The organism is Streptomyces sp. NPDC015661, from assembly GCF_043077765.1.
Taxonomy (GTDB): Bacteria; Actinomycetota; Actinomycetes; order Streptomycetales; family Streptomycetaceae; genus Streptomyces.
The window spans coordinates 135,667-157,478 of the sequence record NZ_JBIBST010000003.1; the positions used below are offsets into that span (position 1 = coordinate 135,667).

Sequence of the window (21,812 nt, forward strand, 5' to 3'; positions counted from 1 at the left end):
GGTTCCGCCGGGTGCGGGGCTATGCGGTACGGACCCGGAGTTCCTTCACCCCGTTCAGCCAGGCCGCCCGCAGCCGGCGGGGTTCGCCGGCGAGGGTGAGGTCGGGCAGGGCGTCGGCGATCGCGTTGAAGATCAGCTCGATCTCCTTGATCGCGAGGGACTTGCCGAGGCAGAAGTGGGGTCCGCCGCCGCCGAAGCCGAGGTGGGGGTTGGGGTCGCGGGTGATGTCGAAGCGTTCGGGGTCGGTGAAGACCTCGGGGTCGTTGTTGGCGGAGGAGTAGAAGAGGCCGACGCGGTCGCCCTTGCGGATCTTCTGCCCGCCGATTTCGGTGTCCTGGGTCGCGGTCCGCTGGAAGGAGACGACGGGGGTCGCCCAGCGCACGATCTCCTCGGCGGCGGTCGCGGGCCGCTCCCGCTTGAAGAGTTCCCACTGGTCGGGGTGGGTGAGGAAGGCGTGCATGCCGTGGCTGATGGCGTTGCGGGTGGTCTCGTTCCCGGCGACGGCGAGCAGCAGGACGAAGAAGCCGAACTCGTCGGAGGAGAGGTTGCCCTGGCCCTCGGCGGCGACGAGCTGGGACACGATGTCCTTGGCGGGGCACTCCTTGCGGGCGGCGGCCATGTTCATCGAGTAGCCGATGAGTTCCATGGCGGCTTCGGCGCCGATCTCCTCGGTGATGGCGTACTCGGGGTCGTCGTACGCGACCATCTTGTTCGACCAGTCGAAGATCCGGGAGCGGTCCTCCTGGGGGACGCCGATGAGTTCGGCGATGGCCTGGAGGGGGAGTTCGACGGCGACGCGGGTGACGAAGTCGAAGGTGCCGTCGCTGTCGGTGGCGCGCTTCGCCTCCTGGACGATGGCGTGCGCGCGCTCGCGCAGGGCGGTCTCCAGGTTCCGGATCGCGCGCGGGGTGAAGCCGCGCTGGACGATCTGGCGGACCCGGGTGTGCTCGGGCGGGTCCATGTTGAGCATGATCAGCTTCTGGACCTCGATCTGGTCCCGGGTGATGTGCTCGTTGAAGCGGATGACGGCGGTGTTCTCGTTCGAGGAGAACAGTTCGGGGTGGGTGGAGACGTACTTGACGTCGGAGTGGCGCGTGACCGCCCAGTACCCGCCGTCCGCGAAGCCGGTGACGCCGGCCGGCTGGGGGCACCACCACACGGGCGCGGTCTGCCGCAGCCGGGCGAACTCCGGGAAGGGGACGCGGTCGCGGAGCAGATCGGGGTCGGTGGCGTCGAACCCCTCGGGGAGCCCCTCCGGGAGCCCTTCGGGGAGCTGTCCTCCGGGGAGATGCGGGCAGGCCATCGGCAACACTCTCCATATCTGATGGACCATCAGAAGTTGCCGGGAAAGTTAGTAACGAGTTCTACAAGTAGCAAGGGGCGGAGCGGGAACTGTTGCGTCCCGGACCCTTGCGTACCGGCGGTAGCAGTCATAAGACTGCACTCAGAACTAGAACGCGTACTAGTTCCCCCGTGACGCCGACCGACCGGGGTGCCGGGACACCCCGTCCGGTCGAGGAGAGGACGAGCTCATGGCCGCGGAACCCGTCATCGTCGAAGCCGTACGCACCCCCATCGGCAAGCGCGGAGGCGCGCTCGCCAACCTCCACCCCGCCTACCTCCTGGGCGAGACCTACCGCGAACTCCTCGGTCGCACCGGCATCCACGCCGACTGCGTCGAACAGATCGTCGGCGGTACGGTCACCCACGCCGGCGAGCAGTCCATGAACCCGGCGCGCACCGCCTGGCTCACCATGGGCCTCCCCTACGAGACGGCCGCCACCACCGTCGACTGTCAGTGCGGCTCCTCGCAGCAGGCCAGCCACATGGTCGCCAACATGGTCGCGGCCGGTGTCATCGACATCGGGATCTCCTGCGGCGTCGAGGCCATGTCCCGCGTCCCGCTCGGCTCCGGCTCCAAACACGGCCCGGGCAAGCCCTTCCCCGACGAGTGGAACGTCGACCTGCCCAACCAGTTCGAGGCCGCCGAGCGCATCGCCCGCCGCCGCGGACTCACCCGCGAGCGCGTCGACTCCCTCGGCCTGCTCTCCCAGGAACGGGCCGCGATCGCCTGGTCCGAGGAGCGCTTCAAGCGCGAGACCTTCGCCGTCCAGGTCCCCACCACCGAGGCCGAACAGGCCGCCGGGCAGGGCATGTGGCGGCTCGTCGACCGCGACGAGGGCCTGCGCGACACGACCATGGAGGGCCTGGCCCGCCTCAAGCCCGTCATGCCCACCGCGATCCACACCGCCGGGAACTCCTCGCAGATCTCCGACGGTGCCTCCGCCATCATGTGGGCCTCCAAGCGCATGGCCCGCGCCCTCAAGCTCCGCCCGCGCGCCCGGATCGTCGCCCAGGCCCTGGTCGGCGCCGATCCGCACTTCCACCTCGACGGGCCGATCGACGCGACGCGGGCGGTGCTCGGGAAGGCCGGGATGTCGCTCAAGGACATCGATCTCGTCGAGATCAACGAGGCCTTCGCGTCCGTGGTGCTGAGCTGGGCGCAGGTCTTCGACCAGGACCTGGAGAAGGTCAACGTCAACGGCGGCGCCATCGCCCTCGGCCACCCCGTCGGCGCCACCGGGGCCCGGCTCATCGCCACCGCCCTGCACGAACTGGAACGCACCGACAAGGAGTTCGCGCTCGTCACCATGTGCGCGGGCGGAGCGCTCGCGACCGGGACGATCATCCAGCGGCTCTGACCGCCTGCTCCACGAGGGTGGAGAGGTACGCGGCGGCCGAGGGCTCCTGCGCCAGAGCCGCCGCCTGGCCGGCCCAGAGGTTCACGTACTCGGGCCGGCCCTGCTCCGCCGCCGCCCGCCGCACCGGACCCATCAGCGCGTTCTGCACGGGATACGGCGGTACGTGATCCTCGTGGACCTCCATGTCCCGGACGAAGCCGTTCGGGATGCCGCGCGCCGTGCGCCCCGAGAAGAGGCGGGTGAGCACGGTCGTCCGGGCCTCCGGCGTGCCGAGGATCCGCCGGTGCGCCTCGCTCGCCCCCGACTCGCGCGTGGCCAGGAAACCGGTGCCGACCTGGACGGCGTCCGCGCCGAGCGCGAGCGCGGCGGCGACCCCGCGCCCGTCGGCGATCCCGCCCGCCGCGACCACCGGGACCCTCACCGCGTCCGCCACCTGCGGGATCAGGGAGAAGGTGCCCACCAGGGACTCCCGTACCGGCCGCAGGAAGGCGCCCCGATGGCCGCCCGCGTCACTGCCGGAGGCCACGACCGCGTCCACCCCGGCCGCCTCCAGGGCCACCGCCTCCTCCACCGTCGTCGCCGTGCCCACCACGACGATCCCGTGCCGCCGGGCCTCCGCGACCAGGCGGCGCGGCGGCAGACCCATGACCAGGCTGATCACCGGCGGGGCGGCCGCGATCAGGGCGTCCAGCTGGGCGTCGAAGTCGGGCCACGCCAGGACGTCCTCGGCGCTCGGGGGACGTACCCCCAGCTCCTCGTAGTACGGGCGGAGCCGCGCGATGTGCTCGGCGAGCGCGGACTCGGGGAGGCCGGCCCGCTCGCCCTCCTGCGGCACCCAGAGGTTGACGGCGAAGGGGCGGGCGGTCGCGGCGCGGAGCTTGGCCACGAGCGCGGTGATCTCCTCCGGGGTGTGGATGTGCGCCCCGTACGAGCCGAGGCCGCCGCCCTCGGAGACGGCCGCGGCCAGCTCGACGGAGGAGAGGCCTCCGCCGAAGGGGCCCTGGACGACGGGGAGCGGGATCCCGACGAGGTCGCCGAAGCGGCCGGGCGGGAGGGTGCGGGCGGGGTGCGCTGACATGGGCAGCCTCCGGTGTGGCGGTGGGACCGTCTGATGGGTCCGCCGATGCCGGAAACACTAGATGACCGGTCTACTAAAATGCCAGGCCGTCCGCCGGGCCGTCCGTCAGGCCGTCCGCCGGGCCGTCCGTCAGGCCGTCCGCAGGGTCGTCCGCCGGGCCGTCTGCCGGGTCGTCCGTCAGGCCGTCCGCCAGGCCGTCCGCCGGGTCTCCGCCGGGCCGTCGGCCGGGCCGTCGGCCGGGCCGTCCGCCGGGTCGGAAAACGCCGCAGGCCCCGCCCCTCCGTGAGGAGGGCGGGGCCTTGCGGATGCGCGGTGCGGCAGGTGTTTCTTAGTACCAGCCGTTGGCCTGCCAGAACGCCCAGGCGGCGTTCGGGGAGCCGTAGCGCTCGTTCATGTACTTGAGACCCCACTTGATCTGCGTGGCGGGGTTCGTCTTCCAGTCGGAACCGGCCGAGGCCATCTTGGAGCCCGGGAGAGCCTGGACCAGGCCGTAGGCGCCCGAGGACGAGTTGGTGGCGGTGTGGTTCCAGCCGGACTCGTGCTCGACGATCTTGCTGAAGGACGCGAACTGCGCCGGCGGGACGATCTGGCGGGCGATCTCCTGCTCCGAGGCGGCCGAGGCCGAACCCGTCGTGCCCAGCACCGCGGCCGAGGTGCCGACGAGCACAGCGGCGGAAACAGCGAAGGTCTTCTTGCGGGCGTTGACACGAGTGGCGATCGAGCGGAACAAAGCGTCATACCTAACGTCGGGAACAAGGGTCGCGCCGGGCGTTTTCGGCATGCCGGAACCAGAGCCCGGGAGACCCGGGAACTGGGGGGAACCGGCCTGCCGTGGCGCTTTCGGACGAGCTGTCCTGAGCACCGGCTGCCTGGCGACGTCCACCAGAGAAGCAGGGCTGGAAGGGCGGGGCAAGGACCCCCAGTACGAGGGAGGTTCGGACCCGGGGGGCCTTCGGGGGTGGGGTGGTGTGCGGTGTTTCCGCAGGTCGTGCGGGGGTGTGAGGCGATTTGGGCCGGTCTGGCGGTCTACTATTTCGCCTCGTACGTGACGTACGTCCTGTGGGGCGCCTCACCCGGGGAGGCCCCTTCCGGGGCCTCGAATGTGACCTGGGCCTCGAAGTTCGCCCGCCGCGTGGCCCGCCGCAGCGCCCTCAGGAGGGTGCCGCCGACGGTGAGCGTCAGGACGACGGTCAGAACGGCACGGCCGAGGTCCCAGCCGAGAGACGTGGCGAGGACGTACGCGAGGAAACGGACCAGGTTCTCGTGCACCGGATCCCCGGGCACGAAGGAGATGGCCTGGCCGATGCCGCCGACCGTCACCCAGCCGTAGAGATTGGTGACCGTGCCGTACGCGAACGCCGCCACGCATCCGTACGCGGACAGCATCAGCAGCTCGGCCCGCCCCCTCAGCCGGTCCGGGCCCGGCAGCAGCCCCGCGCCCATCGCGAACCAGCCCATCGCCAGCATCTGCGTCGGCATCCACGGACCCACACCGCCCGTGAGCAGCGCCGACGCGAACATCGTCACCGCGCCCAGGACGAAGCCGAAGCCCGGGCCGAGGACCCGGCCGCTCAGCACCATCAGGAAGAACATCGGCTCCAGACCGGCCGTCCCCGCCCCCAGCGGGCGCAGCGCCGCGCCCACCGCGGCGAGCACGCCCAGCATCGCCACCGCCTTCGCGTCCATCCCGCAGTCCGCGATCGTCGCCACGACGACCGCGATGAGGAGGGGGAGGAGCAGGGCGAAGAGCCAGGGGGCGTCGGCCGCGTGGTTCGTGACCGCCGCCGCCCTGTCGGCGAAGAGCGGCCAGCCGATCCCGACCAGACCGACGAGGGAGACAAGGAGGAGTGCGGCCACCGAGCGCGGGCCGAGGCGGAGGGGGCGTGCCGTCTTCACAGCGCCGCCTCCACCTGTTCGACCGTGAGCCACGGCCGCGGCGCGAGGATCTTCGCCACCTGCGGCGAGAACGCCGGCGAGGACACGACCACCTCGGCCGTCGGGCCGTCCGCGACGACCTCGCCGTCCGCGATGATCACCACCCGGTGCGCCAGCTCGGCCGCGAGCTCCACGTCGTGCGTCGCAAGCACGATCGCGTGGCCGTCCGCCGCGAGGGTCCGCAGACGGGCGACCAGGCGGGCCTTCGCCGCGTAGTCCAGGCCGCGGGTCGGCTCGTCGAGCAGGAGCAGCGGGGGGCGGCCGGTCAGGACCACGGCCAGCGCGAGCGCGAGCCGCTGGCCCTCGGACAGGTCCCGGGGATGCGTGTCGTCCCCGACCCCCGGGAGCAGCTCCTCCACCAGGGCCCGGCAGGTCCCGGGCTCCGCGCCCGCGTCCGCGTCCGCCGCCGTGCACTCGGCGGCGACCGTGTCCGCGTACAGGAGGTCCCTGGGCTCCTGCGGAACCAGGCCGACCTGGCGGATCAGCTCGCGGGGCGCGGTGCCGTGCGGGGCGCGGCCGGCGACGCGGACGGTGCCGGTGGTCGGTTCGATCATGCCGACGAGGGTGGAGAGCAGGGTGGACTTGCCGGCGCCGTTGCGGCCCATGAGGGCGACGGTCTCGCCGGGGTCGACCTGGAGGTCGATGCGGCGGAGCGCCTCGACGCGGCCGCGGCGGACGGCGAGGTTCGTGACGGTGAGGAGGGGAGCGGTGGGTGCGGGTGCGGGTGCGCTGCGGCGCCGTCGGAAGAGGGAGAAGCCCTCACCCCGCCCCTTCCCGGAACCGGGGTTCTGCCCCGGCCCCCGAGGCACCGGAGCGGCCCCGGGCCCGGATTCGGGGGCTCCGCCCCCGGACCCCCGCGCCTCAAGGGCCGGCGGGGCTGAGTTCTTCAGCCGCTCCTTCAAGCCCCCCGCCCGCCTCCGCGCATCCCGCACCGTCAGCGGCAGCGGGTCCCAGCCCGCCAGGCGGCCCAGGCTCACCACGGGCGGATGCACCGGCGACACCGCCATGATCTCGGCCGGCGCGCCCATCACGGCCTCCGGCAGCAGAAGCACCTGGTCCGCGTACTGGACCACCCGTTCCAGGCGGTGTTCCGCCAGGAGGACCGTCGTGCCCAGGTCGTGGACCAGGCGCTGGAGGACCGCCAGGACCTCCTCCGCCGCCGACGGGTCCAGCGCGGAGGTCGGTTCGTCGAGGACGAGGACCTTGGGGTGCGGGGTCAGGACCGAGCCGATCGCGACCCGCTGGCGCTGGCCGCCGGAGAGCGTCGCGATCGGGCGGTCGCGGAGTTCGGCGAGGCCCAGGAGGTCCAGGGTCTCCTCCACCCGGCGGCGCATCACGCCCGGCGCCAGGCCGAGGGACTCCATGCCGTACGCGAGCTCGTCCTCGACCGTGTCGGTGACGAAGTGCGCGGACGGATCCTGGCCCACCGTCCCCACCAGGTCCGCCAGCTCCCGCGGCGGATGGGTGCGGGTGTCGCGGCCGTCGACCGTCACCCGCCCGGTCAGGGTGCCGCCCGTGAAGTGGGGGACGAGGCCCGAGACCGCGCCCAGGAGGGTCGACTTGCCGACCCCCGAAGGGCCGACGAGGAGCACCAGCTCGCCCTCGGGGACCGTGAGGTTCACGTTCCGCAGGGTCGGCTCGGCGTCCTCCTCGTAGCGCACCGAGACGTTCTCGAAGCGGATCACGTGTTCTTCTCCTTCGGCGAAGGGGCCGGCGCCACGAACGCCGGCAGCAGGCCGACGAGGACCGACATCGCCGGCCACACCGGCAGCTCCGGCGCCTCCAGGGGGACCACCCCGGGGTGCAGCGCCTCGGGGGCGTACGCGTTCGCCCAGATCATCAGGACCGCCACCGCGACCCCCGAGCCCGCGACCAGCCATGCCCGCGCCCCCCAGCGGTCGGGGCGGTAGCGGGTACGGACCGTTCTGCGGCCGCCGAGCCGGAGCCCGGCCATCGCGGCGAGCAGCCCCGCGCCGAGCAGCGGAAGCCCGTACCCCGCGCCCTCCGCCGCCAGCAGCCCGTACGAGCCGGCGCACACCCCGAGGAGCCCGCCCAGGGTCAGGACGTTCGTCGTGCGCCGTACGGAGGCGGGGACCCGGGCCGTCCGGCCGTAGCCCCGCGCGTCCATCGACGCCGCCACCGCGATCGACCGTTCCAGCGCTCCCTCCAGGACCGGCAGGCCGATCTGGAGCACCGCGCGCACCCCGCCCGTGGGCCGGCCCCGCAGCCGGCGGGCCGTCCGCAGCCGGACCACGTCGGCGACCATGTTCGGCGCGAAGGTCATCGCCACGACGACGGCGACCCCGGCCTCGTACAGCGCCCCGGGCAGCGACTTCAGCAGCCGCGCCGGGTTGGCGAGCGCGTTCGCCGCGCCCACGCAGATCAGCAGGGTCGCCAGCTTCGCCCCGTCGTACAGCGCGAACACCAGCTGCTCGGCCGTCACCCGGCCCCCGATCCGTACCCCCTGCGCCCAGTCCGGCAGCGGCACCTCGGGGAGGGTGAACAGCTCGTGCTCACCGGGGATGGGGGAGCCGAGGAGGAGGGAGAACACCACGCGCAGGGCCACGACGAACAGGCCCAGCTTCACGAACGCGCCGTACGAGCGGGCCCAGGGCGCGTCCGTGCGCCGCGCGGCCACCACGTAACCCGCCACCCCGACCAGGAGTCCGAGCAGCAGGGGGTTCGTGGTCCGGGACGCGGCGACGGCCAGGCCGAGCGCCCACAGCCACCACGCGCCCGCGTGCAGGGCGTTGGCCCGGCTCGCCTCGGGGGCCGTGATCACCCGGAGCCCACGGGCCGCACTCGCCGTACTCATCCGCGCCGGCGGGCCTTCCAGATCGCCGCCCCGCCCAGGGCCAGGACCGCGGCCCCGCCCGCGAGCACGCCGAAGGACGGGCCGCCGCCGGATCCCCGCGGAGCGGCGGCCGGAGCGGCCGTCGGGGCGGCCGACGCCGTCGGCTTCTCCTCGACCTGCTCGCCGCAGCCCTTCGCCGGGTACCCCGCGATCCCGCACAGCATCGCCGCGCTGTCGTACCGCAGTGGCTTCGCCACCGCCGCGAGCGCCTCCGCGCCCGTCGCCTCCTCGCGGACCTCCGCGCAGCCGACCTTGATCAGCTTCTCCGGTGGGGTCTCCCCGGGCGGCGCGTCCACCGGGCCGCCGAAGTCGACGACGACCGCGATCCGCTTCGTACCGTCCTTCTTCTCCACGCCCCCGCAGATCCCCGCGAAGTCGGGGGCGACGGAGGGTTGGGAGGTGTCGTCCGTGCCGTTGCTGATCGCGAAGCGGAAGCCGAGGGAGTCGCCGTCGGCGGGCCTGGCGGTCGCCGGGCCCTGCGTGGCGTACGCCCAGGGCTTTCCGCCGGCGCTCTCCCAGAACGACCAGTAGCGGTAGCCGGCCGCCTGCGCCGGAGCCGCCGCGACCCCGGCGAGGGTCAGCAGCGCCCCGGCCGTGGCGCCCACGGCCTTCGTCCGCGTCCGGCTCACTTCTTGCGGCCGCTCACGAGGAAGCCGATGCCGACGCCGACGACCGTGCCGATGCCGATGATCCACCAGACGTCGAAGCCGGAGCCCTCGTCGTCGCTGGTGGAGGAGGCCGAGGTGTCCGGGGTCTTGGGCGCCGGGCCGGTGGCGTTGAGCTGCTCGACCAGGTCCGCCGTGCCGAACTGGCGCGGGTCGGTGTCGGTCGCGCGGGCGGCAAGGATCAGCTGCGCGTACGCGGCCGGGCCGCCCTCCTTCGCCCAGGCGGCCGAGTTCTTCTCCAGCCACGCCAGCGCCGGCCGGGCCTCCTTCGTGGCGCCGGCGGCGGCGAGCGCGACGACGGCGTCGGCGGTGTTGCCGACGTCGGGCTGCTCGGTGGTGTCGGTGGCGCCCGGCATCGGAGGCAGGGTCAGGTGGCCGGTCTTCGCGAGGGACTTCGCCAGGTAGGAGGCGCCGTTCAGGGCGGCCCGCTCGGCGGTCGGCTTCGACAGGTCGTTGCAGGCCGGGGGCTGCTCGGGCGAGGCCTTCGTGGCGACGATGCTCTTGCCGAGCCCGGCGAGGGTGGCCGCCGCGGTGGCGTCGGCGTTGGCGAGGAGCTTGCCGGTCTTGTCCGGCTGGTACGCGAACGCCCCGGCGCCGTCCTCGGCCGAGCAGGGCAGGGCGAAGGTGAGGAGCGCGTCGTAGGGGGTGTGGCCCTCGGCGGAGGTGAACGAGACGGGCTTCACGCCTGTCGCGGCGAGCGCGCCGGTGACGACCGAGGTGGAGTTGGCGTCGCTCGCGCCGCCCACGCCGTAGCCCCAGCCGCCGTCCTTGTTCTGCACGGTCCGCAGCCAGTCGGAACCGGCCTTGACGGCCTTGTCGATCGCGCTCGGGGCGGCGGACTGCCCGCGCACGGCGCGGAGCGCCTGGACGGCGACGGCGGTGGCGTTGGTGTCCCGCATCGTCTTCGCGTCGCAGGGCTTCGACACGTCCGCGCGGTACGAGGCGAACGAACCGTCGTCGCACTGCTGGCCGAGCAGCCAGTTCACCGCCTGGTCGGCGGGCTGGTAGCCGGCGCCGCGCTGGGCGAGGAAAGCGAGCGACTGCCGCCAGACACCGTCGTACGTCGGGTCCTTCGTGCCGTACAGGCCGGGCGGGAGGGTGCCGGTCGAGGGGGTCGGGGACGGCGCGGCGGCGGCCGGGAAGGCTGCTGCGGTGCCGAGCACGGCTGCGGCGGCGGCGAGCGCGGCGGCGCCGCGGCGGACGGTGTTCATGGGGCCCTCTCCTGCGGCCGGGCACCGGCACGCCTCGGGGGCACCAGGCTCGGCTCCGTATTCCTCGACGGTGCCGGCGGTCACGTCCCGGGCGGGGCATTCCGACTCGCCGCTCCCGGAAGGGGGCGGATCACGGCTGCGGGGTCAGTGCCGGGTTCTCACCGGCTTCCCCCCGTACGGGCATGATGACGACCCGCTCACTCTACCGGCCCGTACGCCCGCCGCTCCGGGGGTGCGAGGCGCCTCACACCGGTCCGCTGCCGGGGAGCGGACCGCTGTGCCATGCTGGCGCCCGCGCGTGGACACGACGGCGTCTTCATGGGGGTGCGCATGCGGCCGTTGACCGAGACCGACCCTCGACGGGTCGGTTCCTACCGGCTCCTGTACCGGCTGGGCGAGGGCGGCATGGGCCGCGTCTACCTGGGCCGTTCGCGGGGCGGCCGGACGGTCGCGCTCAAGGTGGTGCACGGCGCGCTCGCCGGCGACCCGGGCTTCCGTACGCGCTTCGCCCGCGAGGTACGGGCCGCCCAGTCGTTACGCGGCGCCGGCACGGTCCCGGTCCTCGACGCCGACCCGGACGCGGAGGTGCCCTGGCTGGCCACCGCGTACGTGCCGGGTCCCGCGCTCTCCGAAGCGGTCCTCGCCCATGGGCCGCTCCCCGAACCGGCCCTCTGGCGGCTGCTGTCCGGCCTCGCGCACGCCCTCGACGGCGTGCACCGGGCGGGGCTCGTGCACCGGGACGTCAAACCGTCCAACGTGCTGCTCTCGCCGTCCGGGCCCCTGCTCATCGACTTCGGCATCGCCCGCTCCGCCGACGAGACGGCCCTGACGGGGACGGGACTGGTCGTCGGCTCGCCCGGTTTCATGTCGCCGGAGCAGGCGGAGGGCCGGACGGTCGGGCCCGCGGCGGACCTCTTCTCGCTCGGCGCGGTCCTCGCGTTCGCGGCGACCGGGCGCGGGCCGTTCGGGGGCGGTTCGGTGGCGGAGCTGCTGTACCGGCTCGTCCACCACGAGCCGGACCTCGCCGGGGTCGAGGGGCCGTTCGCGGAGCTCGTACGGCGCTGCCTGGCCAAGCGGCCGGACGACCGGCCGGCGGTGGCCGAGCTCGCCGCGACGGCGGACGCCCACAGGGAGGACTCGGGGAGCTGGCTGCCGGCGCCGGTGGTCGCGGCCATCGCGCAGAAGGCCGAGGAGCTGCTCAACGCGGAGGCGGAGTTCGAGCCGGAGCCGGAGCCGGAGCCGGGGCGGAGGCGGGAGCCGAGGCCGGAGCCGGGGCTGGGGCCGGAGCGGGGGCAGGAGCCGAGGGCCGAGCCGGGGCCGAGGCCGGAGCCCGAGCCCGAGCCGGGTGCGGAACCCGGGCCCGAGCCCCGGTCCGCTCGCGCTGGGGCCGGTACCGCCGGTACGGGTACGCCCACCGCCGCCACCACCGTCCTCCCGCAGCCGGCCCCACCCCCCAGGACGGCCGTTCTGCCTTCGCGTGCGCCGGTCCGCGGCCCGGCCGCCGTGCCGCGGGCCCGGGCCTCCTCGACGGGGGTGCCGTCCGCGCGGGAACGTGCCGTGCGGGCGCTGACCACGGGCCTGGGGAGGCCGGTCCTCGGGCTGTTCTACCTGGTGCCGATGGTCGCCTTCCTCGTCGGCGGGGTCGACCTCCTGAGCCGCGCGGTGGACCACCCCTCGCTCTCCGACCAGGCGCAGGGCCCCTATCAGTGGGCGATGAACGACTGGTGGCGCGTCCCCGCGACGCTGCTGCTGATCGCCGCCATGGTCGGGCTCCAGGGCTACCGGGGGCGGCTGCTCACGGTCCGGCCCGGCCGGGTCCGGCTGTGGTCGGCCGGGATCGCCCTCTACTGGATCGCGCTGATCGCCGTACTGACCCTGCACCTCCTCTGGTTCCTGTTCGTCCACAACGGCTTCGACTACTACGAACACGGCGGGCAGCACTGGCTGTGGTGGGTGGCGGGCCCGGTGATGGTGCTCGGCGGCGGCATCTCCCCGCTGGTCCTGGTCATGTCCCTCATCCGCCTGTTCAAGGCCTGAGGAGGGTCCTCGGGGTCCTCACACCGCGATGTACGTGACCGGGTCCGTGCCCGCCACGGGCTCCGCGCGGCCGAGCTTCACCAGGCGGCGGAGGTGGGCCTCGGCCTCGCTGACGGCGATGTTGCGGGAGCCGTAGGGGATCTGCTCCCAGGGGCGGTTCCACTCCATGCGCTCGGCGAGCTGCCACGGGGTGAGCGGGGTCGCGAGGAGGCCGAGGAGGCCGGTGAGGCGCTCCTCGTGGTGGTCGAGGAGTTCACGGACCCGGCCGGCGGCGTCGGTGAAGGCGTACTGGTGGGCGGGGAGGACCTCGGCGACGCCGAGGCGGCCGATCCGTTCGAGGGAGTCGAGGTAGTCGCCGAGGGGGTCGGTCATGGTGAGCTCGTCGGGGTCCTCGTACAGGCCGATGTGCGGGGAGATCCCGGGCAGCAGGTGGTCGCCGGAGAAGAGCCGGCCGTGGCCGGGCAGCCGGGAGGGGTGCTCCTCCTCCAGGTGGAGGCAGACGTGCCCGGGCGTGTGGCCGGGTGTCCAGATCGCGCGGAGGCGGCGTCCGGCCAGGTCGAGGAGTTCGCCGGGGACGATCTCGCGGTCGGGGAGGGCCGAGCGGAGACCGGGCAGGGTCCGCATCCGGCCGGCCGCGCGGGCGGCGCGCAGCGGGGCGATGTGGTCCTCGGGGGCGCCGACGGTGGCGAGCTTGCGGGCGAGGTAGTCGAACCAGGTGCCGGGTTCGGCCTCGCGGGTGCGGCGGACGACGGCCGTGTCGGCGGCGTGCATGGCGATCCAGGCCCCGGACTCCTCGCGGACCCGGCCGGAGAGGCCGTGGTGGTCGGGGTGGTGGTGGGTGATGACGACGCCGTGGATCTCCCGGACGGACAGTCCCAACGCGTCGAGGCCGCCGACGAGTTCGTCCCAGGAGGCCGGGTCGTCCCAGCCGGTGTCGACGAGGACGGGGCCGCGGTCGGTGTCGAGGACGTGGACCAGGGTGTGGCCCAGCGGATTGTCCGGGATGGGCACCCGCAGGGACCAGACGCCTCCGCCGTGCTCGGTCACCTGGGTCATGAGCGCCTCATCTCTGCGTACCGGTACGACCATTGCCCACCATAACTAGAACTGGTATCAGTTCTGAAGCACCGTCAGGAAACATCGTCGCGGAACACCGGCAGGCACTTTCATCCCCTCGGGAGGCAGCGGTCATGACCGAGCTTGTGGAGCACGGAAAGCTGTTCATCGGCGGGGAGTTGACCGACCCGCTCTCCGACGGGGTCATCGAGGTGATCTCCCCGCACACCGAGCAGGTCATCGGCCGTGTCCCGCACGCCTCCGAGGCGGATGTCGACCGGGCCGTGGCCACCGCCCGCCGCGCCTTCGACGAAGGGCCCTGGCCCAGGATGACGGTGGAGGAGCGGATCGCCGTCGTCACCCGCATCAAGGACGCGATCGCCGTCCGGTACGAGGAGATCGGCCGCTGCATCAGCGCGCAGAACGGCTCCCCGTACTCCTGGTCCGTCCTCGCCCAGGCGCTCGGCGCGATGATGGTCTGGGACGCGGCGATCACCGTCGCCCGGGACTTCCCGTACGAGGAGCGGCGCGGCGGTGTCCTCGGACCGCTGCTCGTGCGGCGCGAGCCGGTCGGGGTCGTCGCGGCCGTCGTCCCGTGGAACGTGCCGCAGTTCACCGCCGCCGCCAAGCTGGGGCCCGCGCTGCTCGCCGGCTGCACGGTGGTCCTCAAGCCCTCGCCGGAGTCGCCCCTCGACTCGTACATCCTCGGCGAGATCGCCGCCGAGGCCGGTCTCCCTGAGGGGGTCCTGTCGATCCTCCCCGCCGACCGCGAGGTCAGCGAGTACCTCGTCGGCCACCCCGGCGTCGACAAGGTCTCCTTCACCGGCTCGGTCGCCGCCGGCAAGCGGGTCATGGAGGTCGCCTCCCGCAACCTCACCCGCGTCACCCTCGAACTGGGCGGCAAGTCCGCCGCCGTGATCCTGCCGGACGCGGACCTGGAGACCGCCGTCGCCGGGATCGTCCCGGCCGCCTGGATGAACAACGGGCAGGCGTGCGTGGCCCAGACCCGCATCCTCGCGCCCCGCGCGCGGTACGAGGAGATCGCCGAGGCCTTCGCCGCCGCGGCCGGCGCGCTCGTGGTCGGCGACCCGCTCGACCCGGCCACCCAGGTCGGCCCGCTCGTCGCCCGGCGCCAGCAGCAGCGCTCCCTCGACTACATCGGGATCGGCCAGGCGGAGGGCGCCAAGCTGCTCACCGGCGGCGGCCGCCCGGACGGCCTCGACCGGGGCTGGTACGTCGAGCCGACCCTCTTCGGCGACGTCGACAACTCCATGCGGATCGCCCGCGAGGAGATCTTCGGCCCGGTCATCTGTCTCCTGCCGTACGGGGACGAGGGCGAGGCGCGGCGGATCGCGAACGACTCCGACTTCGGGCTCAGCGGCAGCGTCTGGACCGGCGACGTGGAACACGGCATCGACTTCGCCCGCCAGGTCCGCACCGGCACCTTCAACGTCAACACCTTCAGCCTCGACATGCTCGGCCCGTTCGGCGGCTACAAGAACTCGGGTCTGGGGCGGGAGTTCGGCCCCGAGGGCTTCGGCGAGTACCTGGAGCACAAGATGATCCACCTCCCCGGCGGCTACGAGGGCGGGGCGTGATGGGGGACCGCTGGCGCGTCGAGGTCGACCGGGGCGTCTGCATCGGCTCCGGCATGTGCGTCAACCACGCCCCGGGCGGTTTCCGCCTCGACACGGCCCGTCAGTCCCACCCGGTGGAGCCGGAGACGGACGCGGGCGAACGCCTCCTCGCGGCGGCGGAGGGCTGCCCGGTGGAGGCGATCCTGATCACCCTGGCGGACGGAGGAGAGCCGGTGTTCCCACCGGAGGAGTAGCGGCGCCGGGACGGAGCTGTCGTTCCCACGTGCAAAACTGGGTCCCTTGGTCACGGGGGCAAGGGGCCTTCGTGCGCACGGAATTGGGAGTGTTGTGCGCAAGGTGAGCGTGGTGGCCGCGGCCGCCGGTGTGGTGCTGCTCGTCGCGGGCTGCGGCAGCGAGGGCGGTACGGACAAGGGCGGTTCGTCCTCGGCCGGTTCGGCCACGACGGGCGGTTCCGGTGCGGGCGGTTCGAGCGACGAGAAGCTGGACGCGGCCGCCGTCACCAAGGAGTTGACGGACGCGGCGACCGGTGCCGGCTTCACCCAGGACTCCTCGGGCGAGGCCGTGCCGGCCGAGGCCAAGGAGTGCATGGTCAGTTGGACGGCAGACGCCGCGAAGGCCGCGGACCCGGCGAAGTCCTACGCCGGCACGGTCGCGACCCTGACCGGGGGCGGCTGGAGCGAGGAGCGCAGCTCCGCGGTGGGCGGCTCGGTGATCAAGTCGCTGAAGAAGAGCAGCTGGAAGCTCCAGGCCAGCAACCACGCGGCGGGCCCGCTGAAGCTGGTGATGTTCGTGGCCGTCGACAGCGGCGCGGAGTGCGAGGCGGTCCTCGCGGCGAGCAACGCCAAGACGCAGGGCTCCTGACCCCGCACCGCCCGGGCCCCCGGCGGGTGAACCGCCGGGGGCCCGGGCGGGAGGGCTCAGACCGCGGGCTCCGGAGCCGTCAGGTCGATCAGGCGGCAGACCGTCTCGATGTCGATCTTCACCTGTGCGATCGAGGCGCGTCCGGACAGCCAGGTGATCAGCGCCGAGTGCCAGGTGTGCTCGATCACCCGGACCGCCGAGAGCTGGCTCGGCGTCGGGTGCTCCGCCCCCATCGCGTCCAGGATGATCGCGGTCGTCAGCCGGGAGACCGTGTCGACCTCGGGGCTCACGCTGCGGTCCGCGAAGGTCAGCGCCCGCACCATCGCGTCGGCCAGCTGCGGTTCACGCTGGAGCGCCCGGAAGGCGCGCATCAGGGTCTCGGCGACCCGCTGCGCCGGGTCCGCGCCCGCCGGCGGCCGCTTCCGCAGCGTGCTGTGCATGTGCTGGAGCTGGTCCTGCATGGTCGCGACGAGCAGGTGGATCTTGGACGGGAAGTACCGGTACAGAGTGCCGAGGGCGACCCCGGCCGCCTCGGCGACCTCCCGCATCTGCACGGCGTCGAATCCGCCCCTGGCCGCGAGCTGGGCGCTGGCGTTCAGGATGCGGCGGCGCCGCGCCTCCTGGCGCTCCGTGAGGGGCGGCGACGCGGGTCTGTGGTCCGCTCTGTTCTCTGCGGTCATGAGGTCCCGTTCCGTGCGGCTTCGGTTCGGTGGGGAGCGACAGTATGGCCGTGCGTCCGCCGTGGCGCGAATCACCTGTTCCGGCTCTCACCATGGAGCTACCTGCCGGTAGATTCTGTGCTCCTTGAAGGATCAAGAACGTTCAAGTCTGTAACTTGTTCTAGATTAGCGCGAGCGGTTACGCTCCCGCGAAACGCACGCTCGAAGGGGGTCGCGCATGACCGCTGAGGCCATAGAGGCAAGCCCCCGACAGGGCGTCACCGCTGCCGGTGACCGTCCGTTGCGGATCGCTCTCCTCACGTACAAGGGGAACCCGTTCTGCGGGGGCCAGGGCGTCTACGTCCGGCACCTCTCCCGCGAGCTCGCCCGCCTCGGCCACAGCGTCGAGGTCATCGGCTCCCAGCCGTACCCCGTCCTGGACGAGGGCGAGGACCTCGCGGGGCTCAGGCTCACCGAGATCGCCAGCCTCGACCTCTACCGCTCGCCGGACCCCTTCCGGACCCCGAAGCGCGAGGAGTACCGGGACTGGATCGACGCGCTCGAGGTCGCCACCATGTGGACCGGCGGCTTCCCCGAGCCGCTCACCTTCTCCCTGCGGGCCCGGCGCATGCTCGCCGCCCGACGCGGCGACTTCGACGTCGTCCACGACAACCAGACCCTCGGGTACGGACTCCTCGGCGGGCCGCGCGCGATCGGCGCGCCGCTCGTCACCACGATCCACCACCCCATCACCGTCGACCGGAAGCTCGAACTCGACGCCGCCGCCGACTGGAAGCGCCGCGCCTCCGTCCGCCGCTGGTACGCCTTCACCGGCATGCAGAAGAAGGTCGCCCGCCGGCTGCCGTCCGTCCTCACCGTCTCCGGCACCTCCCGCCAGGAGATCGTCGAGCACCTCGGCGTCCGCGAGGACCGCATCAAGGTCGTCCACATCGGCGCCGACACCGACCTCTGGTCCCCGGACCCGTCCGTCGCCGAGATCCCCGGCCGGATCGTCACCACCTCCAGCGCGGACGTCCCCCTCAAGGGCCTGGTCCACCTGATCGAGGCGCTCGCCAAGCTCCGCACCGAGAACCCCGACGCGCACCTCGTCGTCGTCGGCAAGCGCGCCGAGGACGGGCCGGTCGCCGCCGCGATCGAGCGGTACGGGCTCGACGGTGCCGTCGAGTTCGTCAAGGGCATCAGCGACGCGGAGCTCGTCGACCTCTACCGGTCCGCCCAGGTCGCCTGCGTGCCCTCGCTGTACGAGGGCTTCTCGCTGCCGGCCGCCGAGGGCATGGCGACCGGGACTCCGCTGGTCGCCACGACGGGCGGGGCGATTCCGGAGGTCGCCGGGGCCGACGGCGAGACGTGCCTCGCCGTGCCGCCGGGTGACGCGGGGGCGCTTTCCGCCGCGCTGGGGCGGGTCCTCGGCGATGCGGAGCTGCGGGCGCGGCTCGGTGCGGCGGGGCGCGAGCGGGTGCTGGCCAACTTCACCTGGGCCAGGGCCGCCCAGGGGACGGCGGAGCTCTACCGCGAGGCCGTGGCCCGTCAGGGTGCCGGAGTCCGCCGGTGATGCCTCGCCCTGTTCGCCGGGTGCGGCCCGGTGGGTGGGTTGTGCCCACCCGTTCCGCCCCTGCGGAACGCCTGCCCACAACCTCCCTCAACCGCGAAAGCAGGACCCCGTGCTGACCGTCGACTTCACTCGTTTCCCGCTCGCCCCCGGTGATCGTGTGCTCGATCTCGGGTGCGGGGCGGGGCGGCATGCCTTCGAGTGCTACCGGCGTGGTGCCCAGGTCGTGGCCCTCGACCAGAACGGCGAGGAGATCCGCGAGGTCGCCAAGTGGTTCGCGGCCATGAAGGAGGCCGGTGAGGCCCCCGCCGGCGCCACCGCCACCGCGATGGAGGGCGACGCGCTCAACCTGCCCTTCCCCGACGAGTCCTTCGACGTCGTCATCATCTCCGAGGTCATGGAGCACATCCCCGACGACAAGGGCGTGCTCGCCGAGATGGTCCGCGTCCTCAAGCCGGGCGGCCGGATCGCGATCACCGTGCCCCGGTACGGCCCCGAGAAGGTCTGCTGGGCGCTCTCCGACGCGTACCACGAGGTCGAGGGCGGCCACATCCGCATCTACAAGGCCGACGAGCTGCTCGCCAAGATCAGGCAGGCCGGCCTCAAGCCGTACGGCACCCACCACGCGCACGCGCTGCACTCGCCGTACTGGTGGCTGAAGTGCGCCTTCGGCGTCGACAACGACAAGGCGCTGCCGGTCCGCGCGTACCACAAGCTCCTGGTCTGGGACATCATGAAGAAGCCCGCCCTGACCCGGGTCGCCGAGCAGCTGCTCAACCCGGTCGTCGGCAAGAGCTTCGTCGCCTACGCCACCAAGCCCCACCTCCCCAAGGCCGACGCGCAGTGACCCTTCCCGAGCGGATCGCCGAGCACCTCGTCCTGCCCGGGGTGCTCACCGCCGAACAGGCCGCCGAGACCGTCGCCGGGATCCTCGCGGTGCAGCGCGAGGACGGTGCCATCCCCTGGTTCCGCGGCCACCACCTGGACCCGTGGGACCACACCGAGGCCGCCATGGCCCTGGACACCGCCGGGGAGCACGAGGCGGCGGCCCGGGCCTACGAGTGGCTCGCCCGGCACCAGAACGGCGACGGATCCTGGTACGCGGCGTACCACGACGGCGACCCGGAGCAGGTCACCGACTCCAGCCGTGAGTCCAACTTCGTCGCGTACATCGCGGTCGGCGTCTGGCACCACTACCTCTCCACCGGAGACGACGCCTTCCTCGACCGGATGTGGCCCGTCGTCTACGCGGCCGTCGAGTTCGTCCTCGGGCTCCAGCAGCCCGGCGGCCAGATCGGCTGGAAGCGCGAGCCCGACGGGACGCCGGTGAACGACGCCCTCCTGACGGGCAGTTCGTCGATCCACCAGGCGCTGCGCTGCGCCCTGGCGATCGCCGAGGTCCGTGAGGAGGCGCAACCCGACTGGGAGCTGGCCACGGGGGCCCTCGGCCACGCGATCCGCCGGCACCCCGAGCGCTTCCTCGACAAGTCCCGCTACTCGATGGACTGGTACTACCCGGTCCTCGGCGGCGCGGTGACCGGGGCCGACGCGAAGGACCGGATCGAGGCCGGCTGGGAGCGGTTCGTCGTCCCCGGCCTGGGTGTGCGCTGTGTCGTCCCCAACCCGTGGGTCACCGGCGGCGAGAGCTGCGAGCTCGCCCTCGCGCTCTGGGCGATGGGGGAGTCCGACCGGGCCCTCACGATCCTCCAGGACATCCAGCACCTGCGCGCCGGGAACGGCATGTACTGGACGGGGTACGTCTTCGAGGGCGAGACCGAGGCCGACAGGGCGGTGTGGCCCGAGGAGCAGACCAGCTGGACCGCCGGCTCCCTCCTCCTCGCGGTGGCGGCGCTCGGCGGCGAGGAGGCGACCGTCGCCGTCTTCGGCGGCACCCGCCTCCCCGCGGGCCTCGAACCGGACTGCTGCGGGGCCTGAGCGGCCCCGTTCGGCGTCGCCCCGGTGGCGGGCGCCGCGGGGCCGGGCGAGGCTGGCGGGACCGTCTTCAGGAAGGTCCCGCCGTGCCCAGAGGTGTTTCGCGTGGAGTCGCGGCGCTGCTGCTGTCCTGCACCCTCCTCCTGACCACCGCCGCCTGCAACGACGACACGAAGAGCACCGGCGCCGCCGCGACCCCGTCGGCCTCGGCGAGCTTCGAGCAGCAGAAGCTGGCGAAGACGCGGTTCGTGGCCAACGCCGGTCTGGCCGCGGGTGCCACGTACCAGTGGATCGTGAAGCCGTACCGCGCGGGCAAGTTCAAGAACGGCGCGGACGGCCGGACCTTCGCCCTGGTGAAGGCGGGGCTCGCGGGCGCGTTCACCTACAACCGGCTCAAGGCGGCCGTGAACAACGCCAAGGGCGACCCGCTGCTGTCGAAGGCGGTCGCGCCGCTCTCCGCCGGCATCGAGTCGCTCAAGGACCTGGGGACGAAGCTCCGCAAGGGCGAGGTGGGCGACGCGGACGTCGGCGCCTTCGAGAACATCATCAACAGCGTGAAGGACGCCGGGAAGAGCGCCGGTGCGGAGGTCGTGGACCAGGTCCCCAGCACGTCGCAGCTGAGCGGTGGGTAGGTCTCAGGAGTTGAGCTCCGCCAGGAGGCGGAGCGTGGCCGGGTCCGGTGCCGTGACCAGCAGGTCCGTCACCGGGCCCCGCCGCCATCGCTCAAGGCGTTCGGCGATCCGCTCCCGGGGGCCGACCAGCGAGATCTCGTCCGCGAAGGCGTCCGGTACGGCCAGCACCGCCTCCTCGCGCCGCCCCGCCGCGAACAGTTCCTGGATGCGGCGGGCCTCCTTCTCGTACCCCATGCGTCCCATCAGGTCGGCGTGGAAGTTCCGGGCCGCGTGCCCCATGCCGCCGATGTAGAAGCCGAGCATCGCCTTGACCGGCAGCAGCCCCGCCGGCACGTCCTCGCAGAGCTGCGCCCGGACCATCGGTGCGACGAGGAAGCCCTCGGGGAGCGTGTCCGGCAGGGCGTACACCTCGGCCCAGCGGTCGGGCGTCCAGTAGAGGGGCAGCCAGCCGTCGGCGACGGCGAGGGTCTGCGCGATGTTCCTGGGCCCCTCGGCGCCGAGCAGCACGGGCACGTCGGCGCGCAGCGGGTGCGTGATCGGCTTCAGGGCCTTGCCGAGACCGGTGCCGTCCGGGCCGGTGTACGGGTGGGAGTGGTGGCGCCCGTCGAGCCGTACGGGGGCCTCGCGGCGCAGCACCTGGCGGACCACGTCCACGTACTCGCGGGTCGCGGTCAGCGGGGAGCGGGGGAAGGGGCGGCCGTACCAGCCCTCGACGACCTGCGGCCCGGACAGGCCGAGCCCGAGCAGCACGCGCCCGCCGGAGAGGTGGTCGAGCGTGAGCGCGTGCATCGCGGTGGTGGTGGGCGCGCGGGCGGCCATCTGCGCGACGGCGGTGCCGAGCCTGATGCGGCTGGTGTGCGCGGCGATCCAGGTCAGCGCGGTGAAGGCGTCGGAGCCCCAGGCCTCGGCGGTCCACACGGAGTCGTAGCCGAGCCGCTCGGCCTCGCGGGCGAGGTCGAGGTGGGCGGGGGAGGGGCCGCGGCCCCAGTAGCCGAGGGCGAGTCCGAGTCGCATGCCCGCAT

20 protein-coding genes and 1 riboswitch are annotated in these 21,812 nt (G+C 73.2%); of the genes, 9 read left to right on the forward strand and 11 right to left on the reverse strand.

Annotation, left to right across the window (positions count from 1 at the left end; all coding sequences use genetic code 11):
- Nucleotides 1-19: 19 nt before the first annotated feature.
- The gene (locus ACF07V_RS09055) at nucleotides 20-1,303 is read right to left on the reverse strand and encodes a cytochrome P450 (RefSeq protein WP_392152593.1); all 1,284 of its coding nucleotides are present in this window, start codon (nucleotides 1,301-1,303) and stop codon (nucleotides 20-22) included.
- 229 nt (nucleotides 1,304-1,532) lie between these two features.
- On the opposite strand from ACF07V_RS09055, the gene ACF07V_RS09060 reads away from it, so the two are divergent.
- A complete protein-coding gene (locus ACF07V_RS09060; protein WP_392152595.1) occupies nucleotides 1,533-2,702 on the forward strand; it encodes a steroid 3-ketoacyl-CoA thiolase in 1,170 nt (389 codons plus the stop codon).
- Here ACF07V_RS09060 and ACF07V_RS09065 read toward each other — a convergent pair.
- The 7 genes from ACF07V_RS09065 to ACF07V_RS09095 all read right to left on the reverse strand — a co-directional run bounded on the left by ACF07V_RS09065 (nucleotide 2,686) and on the right by ACF07V_RS09095 (nucleotide 10,445).
- Complete coding sequence (locus ACF07V_RS09065) at nucleotides 2,686-3,780, reverse strand: NAD(P)H-dependent flavin oxidoreductase (protein ID WP_392152596.1); 1,095 nt, start codon at nucleotides 3,778-3,780, stop codon at nucleotides 2,686-2,688. The two genes, ACF07V_RS09060 and ACF07V_RS09065, sit on opposite strands and share 17 nt — an antisense overlap.
- Before the next feature lie 328 nt (nucleotides 3,781-4,108).
- On the reverse strand, nucleotides 4,109-4,510 hold the full coding sequence (locus ACF07V_RS09070; protein ID WP_392152598.1) for a transglycosylase SLT domain-containing protein: 402 nt from the start codon (nucleotides 4,508-4,510) through the stop codon (nucleotides 4,109-4,111).
- A gap of 299 nt (nucleotides 4,511-4,809) precedes the next feature.
- Nucleotides 4,810-5,676, reverse strand: coding sequence for an ECF transporter S component (locus ACF07V_RS09075; protein WP_392152599.1), 867 nt, complete (start codon nucleotides 5,674-5,676; stop codon nucleotides 4,810-4,812).
- Nucleotides 5,673-7,400 (reverse strand): ABC transporter ATP-binding protein, encoded by a 1,728-nt coding sequence (locus tag ACF07V_RS09080; RefSeq protein ID WP_392152601.1) that lies wholly within the window; start codon nucleotides 7,398-7,400, stop codon nucleotides 5,673-5,675. Before ACF07V_RS09080 ends, ACF07V_RS09075 begins: the two co-directional genes overlap by 4 nt.
- The gene (locus tag ACF07V_RS09085; RefSeq protein ID WP_392152603.1) at nucleotides 7,397-8,530 is read right to left on the reverse strand and encodes an energy-coupling factor transporter transmembrane component T; all 1,134 of its coding nucleotides are present in this window, start codon (nucleotides 8,528-8,530) and stop codon (nucleotides 7,397-7,399) included. Before ACF07V_RS09085 ends, ACF07V_RS09080 begins: the two co-directional genes overlap by 4 nt.
- Nucleotides 8,527-9,174, reverse strand: coding sequence for an SCO2322 family protein (locus tag ACF07V_RS09090; protein WP_392152605.1), 648 nt, complete (start codon nucleotides 9,172-9,174; stop codon nucleotides 8,527-8,529). Before ACF07V_RS09090 ends, ACF07V_RS09085 begins: the two co-directional genes overlap by 4 nt.
- A gap of 20 nt (nucleotides 9,175-9,194) precedes the next feature.
- Nucleotides 9,195-10,445, reverse strand: a complete 1,251-nt coding sequence (locus ACF07V_RS09095) for a prenyltransferase/squalene oxidase repeat-containing protein (protein WP_392152607.1) — start codon at nucleotides 10,443-10,445, stop codon at nucleotides 9,195-9,197.
- Nucleotides 10,446-10,539: 94 nt separating this feature from the next.
- Nucleotides 10,540-10,617, reverse strand: a riboswitch (cobalamin riboswitch).
- A gap of 158 nt (nucleotides 10,618-10,775) precedes the next feature.
- On the opposite strand from ACF07V_RS09095, the gene ACF07V_RS09100 reads away from it, so the two are divergent.
- A complete protein-coding gene (locus ACF07V_RS09100) occupies nucleotides 10,776-12,482 on the forward strand; it encodes a serine/threonine-protein kinase (protein WP_392152609.1) in 1,707 nt (568 codons plus the stop codon).
- An 18-nt stretch (nucleotides 12,483-12,500) separates the two neighbouring features.
- Here the strand turns inward: ACF07V_RS09100 and ACF07V_RS09105 are convergent, their stop codons facing one another.
- On the reverse strand, nucleotides 12,501-13,538 hold the full coding sequence (locus ACF07V_RS09105) for an MBL fold metallo-hydrolase (protein WP_392152611.1): 1,038 nt from the start codon (nucleotides 13,536-13,538) through the stop codon (nucleotides 12,501-12,503).
- 134 nt (nucleotides 13,539-13,672) lie between these two features.
- On the opposite strand from ACF07V_RS09105, the gene ACF07V_RS09110 reads away from it, so the two are divergent.
- The 3 genes from ACF07V_RS09110 (at nucleotide 13,673) to ACF07V_RS09120 (ending at nucleotide 15,997) form a co-directional block, all read left to right on the forward strand.
- Nucleotides 13,673-15,136, forward strand: coding sequence for an aldehyde dehydrogenase (locus ACF07V_RS09110; RefSeq protein WP_392152612.1), 1,464 nt, complete (start codon nucleotides 13,673-13,675; stop codon nucleotides 15,134-15,136).
- Nucleotides 15,136-15,369 carry a ferredoxin gene (locus ACF07V_RS09115; RefSeq protein WP_392152614.1) on the forward strand — a complete coding sequence of 78 codons (234 nt, stop codon included), beginning with the start codon at nucleotides 15,136-15,138 and terminating at the stop codon, nucleotides 15,367-15,369. Before ACF07V_RS09110 ends, ACF07V_RS09115 begins: the two co-directional genes overlap by 1 nt.
- Nucleotides 15,370-15,463: 94 nt before the next feature.
- Complete coding sequence (locus ACF07V_RS09120) at nucleotides 15,464-15,997, forward strand: hypothetical protein (RefSeq protein ID WP_392152616.1); 534 nt, start codon at nucleotides 15,464-15,466, stop codon at nucleotides 15,995-15,997.
- Between the two features lie 56 nt (nucleotides 15,998-16,053).
- Here the strand turns inward: ACF07V_RS09120 and ACF07V_RS09125 are convergent, their stop codons facing one another.
- On the reverse strand, nucleotides 16,054-16,677 hold the full coding sequence (locus ACF07V_RS09125; protein WP_392152618.1) for a TetR family transcriptional regulator: 624 nt from the start codon (nucleotides 16,675-16,677) through the stop codon (nucleotides 16,054-16,056).
- Between the two features lie 217 nt (nucleotides 16,678-16,894).
- On the opposite strand from ACF07V_RS09125, the gene ACF07V_RS09130 reads away from it, so the two are divergent.
- The 4 genes from ACF07V_RS09130 (at nucleotide 16,895) to ACF07V_RS09145 (ending at nucleotide 20,790) form a co-directional block, all read left to right on the forward strand.
- A complete protein-coding gene (locus ACF07V_RS09130) occupies nucleotides 16,895-18,229 on the forward strand; it encodes a glycosyltransferase family 4 protein (protein WP_392152619.1) in 1,335 nt (444 codons plus the stop codon).
- Between the two features lie 109 nt (nucleotides 18,230-18,338).
- Nucleotides 18,339-19,073: a class I SAM-dependent methyltransferase gene (locus ACF07V_RS09135; protein ID WP_041128992.1), complete on the forward strand. Its 735-nt coding sequence runs from the start codon at nucleotides 18,339-18,341 to the stop codon at nucleotides 19,071-19,073.
- Nucleotides 19,070-20,161: a prenyltransferase gene (locus tag ACF07V_RS09140; protein WP_392152621.1), complete on the forward strand. Its 1,092-nt coding sequence runs from the start codon at nucleotides 19,070-19,072 to the stop codon at nucleotides 20,159-20,161. Before ACF07V_RS09135 ends, ACF07V_RS09140 begins: the two co-directional genes overlap by 4 nt.
- 83 nt (nucleotides 20,162-20,244) lie before the next feature.
- The gene (locus ACF07V_RS09145; protein WP_392152623.1) at nucleotides 20,245-20,790 is read left to right on the forward strand and encodes a hypothetical protein; all 546 of its coding nucleotides are present in this window, start codon (nucleotides 20,245-20,247) and stop codon (nucleotides 20,788-20,790) included.
- A gap of 3 nt (nucleotides 20,791-20,793) precedes the next feature.
- Here ACF07V_RS09145 and ACF07V_RS09150 read toward each other — a convergent pair whose 3' ends face one another.
- The gene (locus tag ACF07V_RS09150) at nucleotides 20,794-21,804 is read right to left on the reverse strand and encodes an LLM class F420-dependent oxidoreductase (RefSeq protein WP_392152625.1); all 1,011 of its coding nucleotides are present in this window, start codon (nucleotides 21,802-21,804) and stop codon (nucleotides 20,794-20,796) included.
- Between the last annotated feature and the right edge of the window lie 8 nt (nucleotides 21,805-21,812).

Bases quoted from the DNA above. Each gene is read 5' to 3' on its own strand.
- ACF07V_RS09060 (WP_392152595.1), top strand. From the start codon at position 1,533: ATGGCCGCGGAACCCGTCATCGTCGAAGCCGTACGCACCCCCATCGGC.
- ACF07V_RS09105 (WP_392152611.1), bottom strand. From the start codon at position 13,538: ATGACCCAGGTGACCGAGCACGGCGGAGGCGTCTGGTCCCTGCGGGTG.
- ACF07V_RS09150 (WP_392152625.1), bottom strand. From the start codon at position 21,804: ATGCGACTCGGACTCGCCCTCGGCTACTGGGGCCGCGGCCCCTCCCCC.
- ACF07V_RS09085 (WP_392152603.1), bottom strand. From the start codon at position 8,530: ATGAGTACGGCGAGTGCGGCCCGTGGGCTCCGGGTGATCACGGCCCCC.
- ACF07V_RS09100 (WP_392152609.1), top strand. From the start codon at position 10,776: ATGCGGCCGTTGACCGAGACCGACCCTCGACGGGTCGGTTCCTACCGG.
- ACF07V_RS09125 (WP_392152618.1), bottom strand. From the start codon at position 16,677: ATGACCGCAGAGAACAGAGCGGACCACAGACCCGCGTCGCCGCCCCTC.
- ACF07V_RS09095 (WP_392152607.1), bottom strand. From the start codon at position 10,445: ATGAACACCGTCCGCCGCGGCGCCGCCGCGCTCGCCGCCGCCGCAGCC.
- ACF07V_RS09130 (WP_392152619.1), top strand. From the start codon at position 16,895: ATGACCGCTGAGGCCATAGAGGCAAGCCCCCGACAGGGCGTCACCGCT.
- ACF07V_RS09115 (WP_392152614.1), top strand. From the start codon at position 15,136: ATGGGGGACCGCTGGCGCGTCGAGGTCGACCGGGGCGTCTGCATCGGC.
- ACF07V_RS09110 (WP_392152612.1), top strand. From the start codon at position 13,673: ATGACCGAGCTTGTGGAGCACGGAAAGCTGTTCATCGGCGGGGAGTTG.
- ACF07V_RS09055 (WP_392152593.1), bottom strand. From the start codon at position 1,303: ATGGCCTGCCCGCATCTCCCCGGAGGACAGCTCCCCGAAGGGCTCCCG.
- ACF07V_RS09065 (WP_392152596.1), bottom strand. From the start codon at position 3,780: ATGTCAGCGCACCCCGCCCGCACCCTCCCGCCCGGCCGCTTCGGCGAC.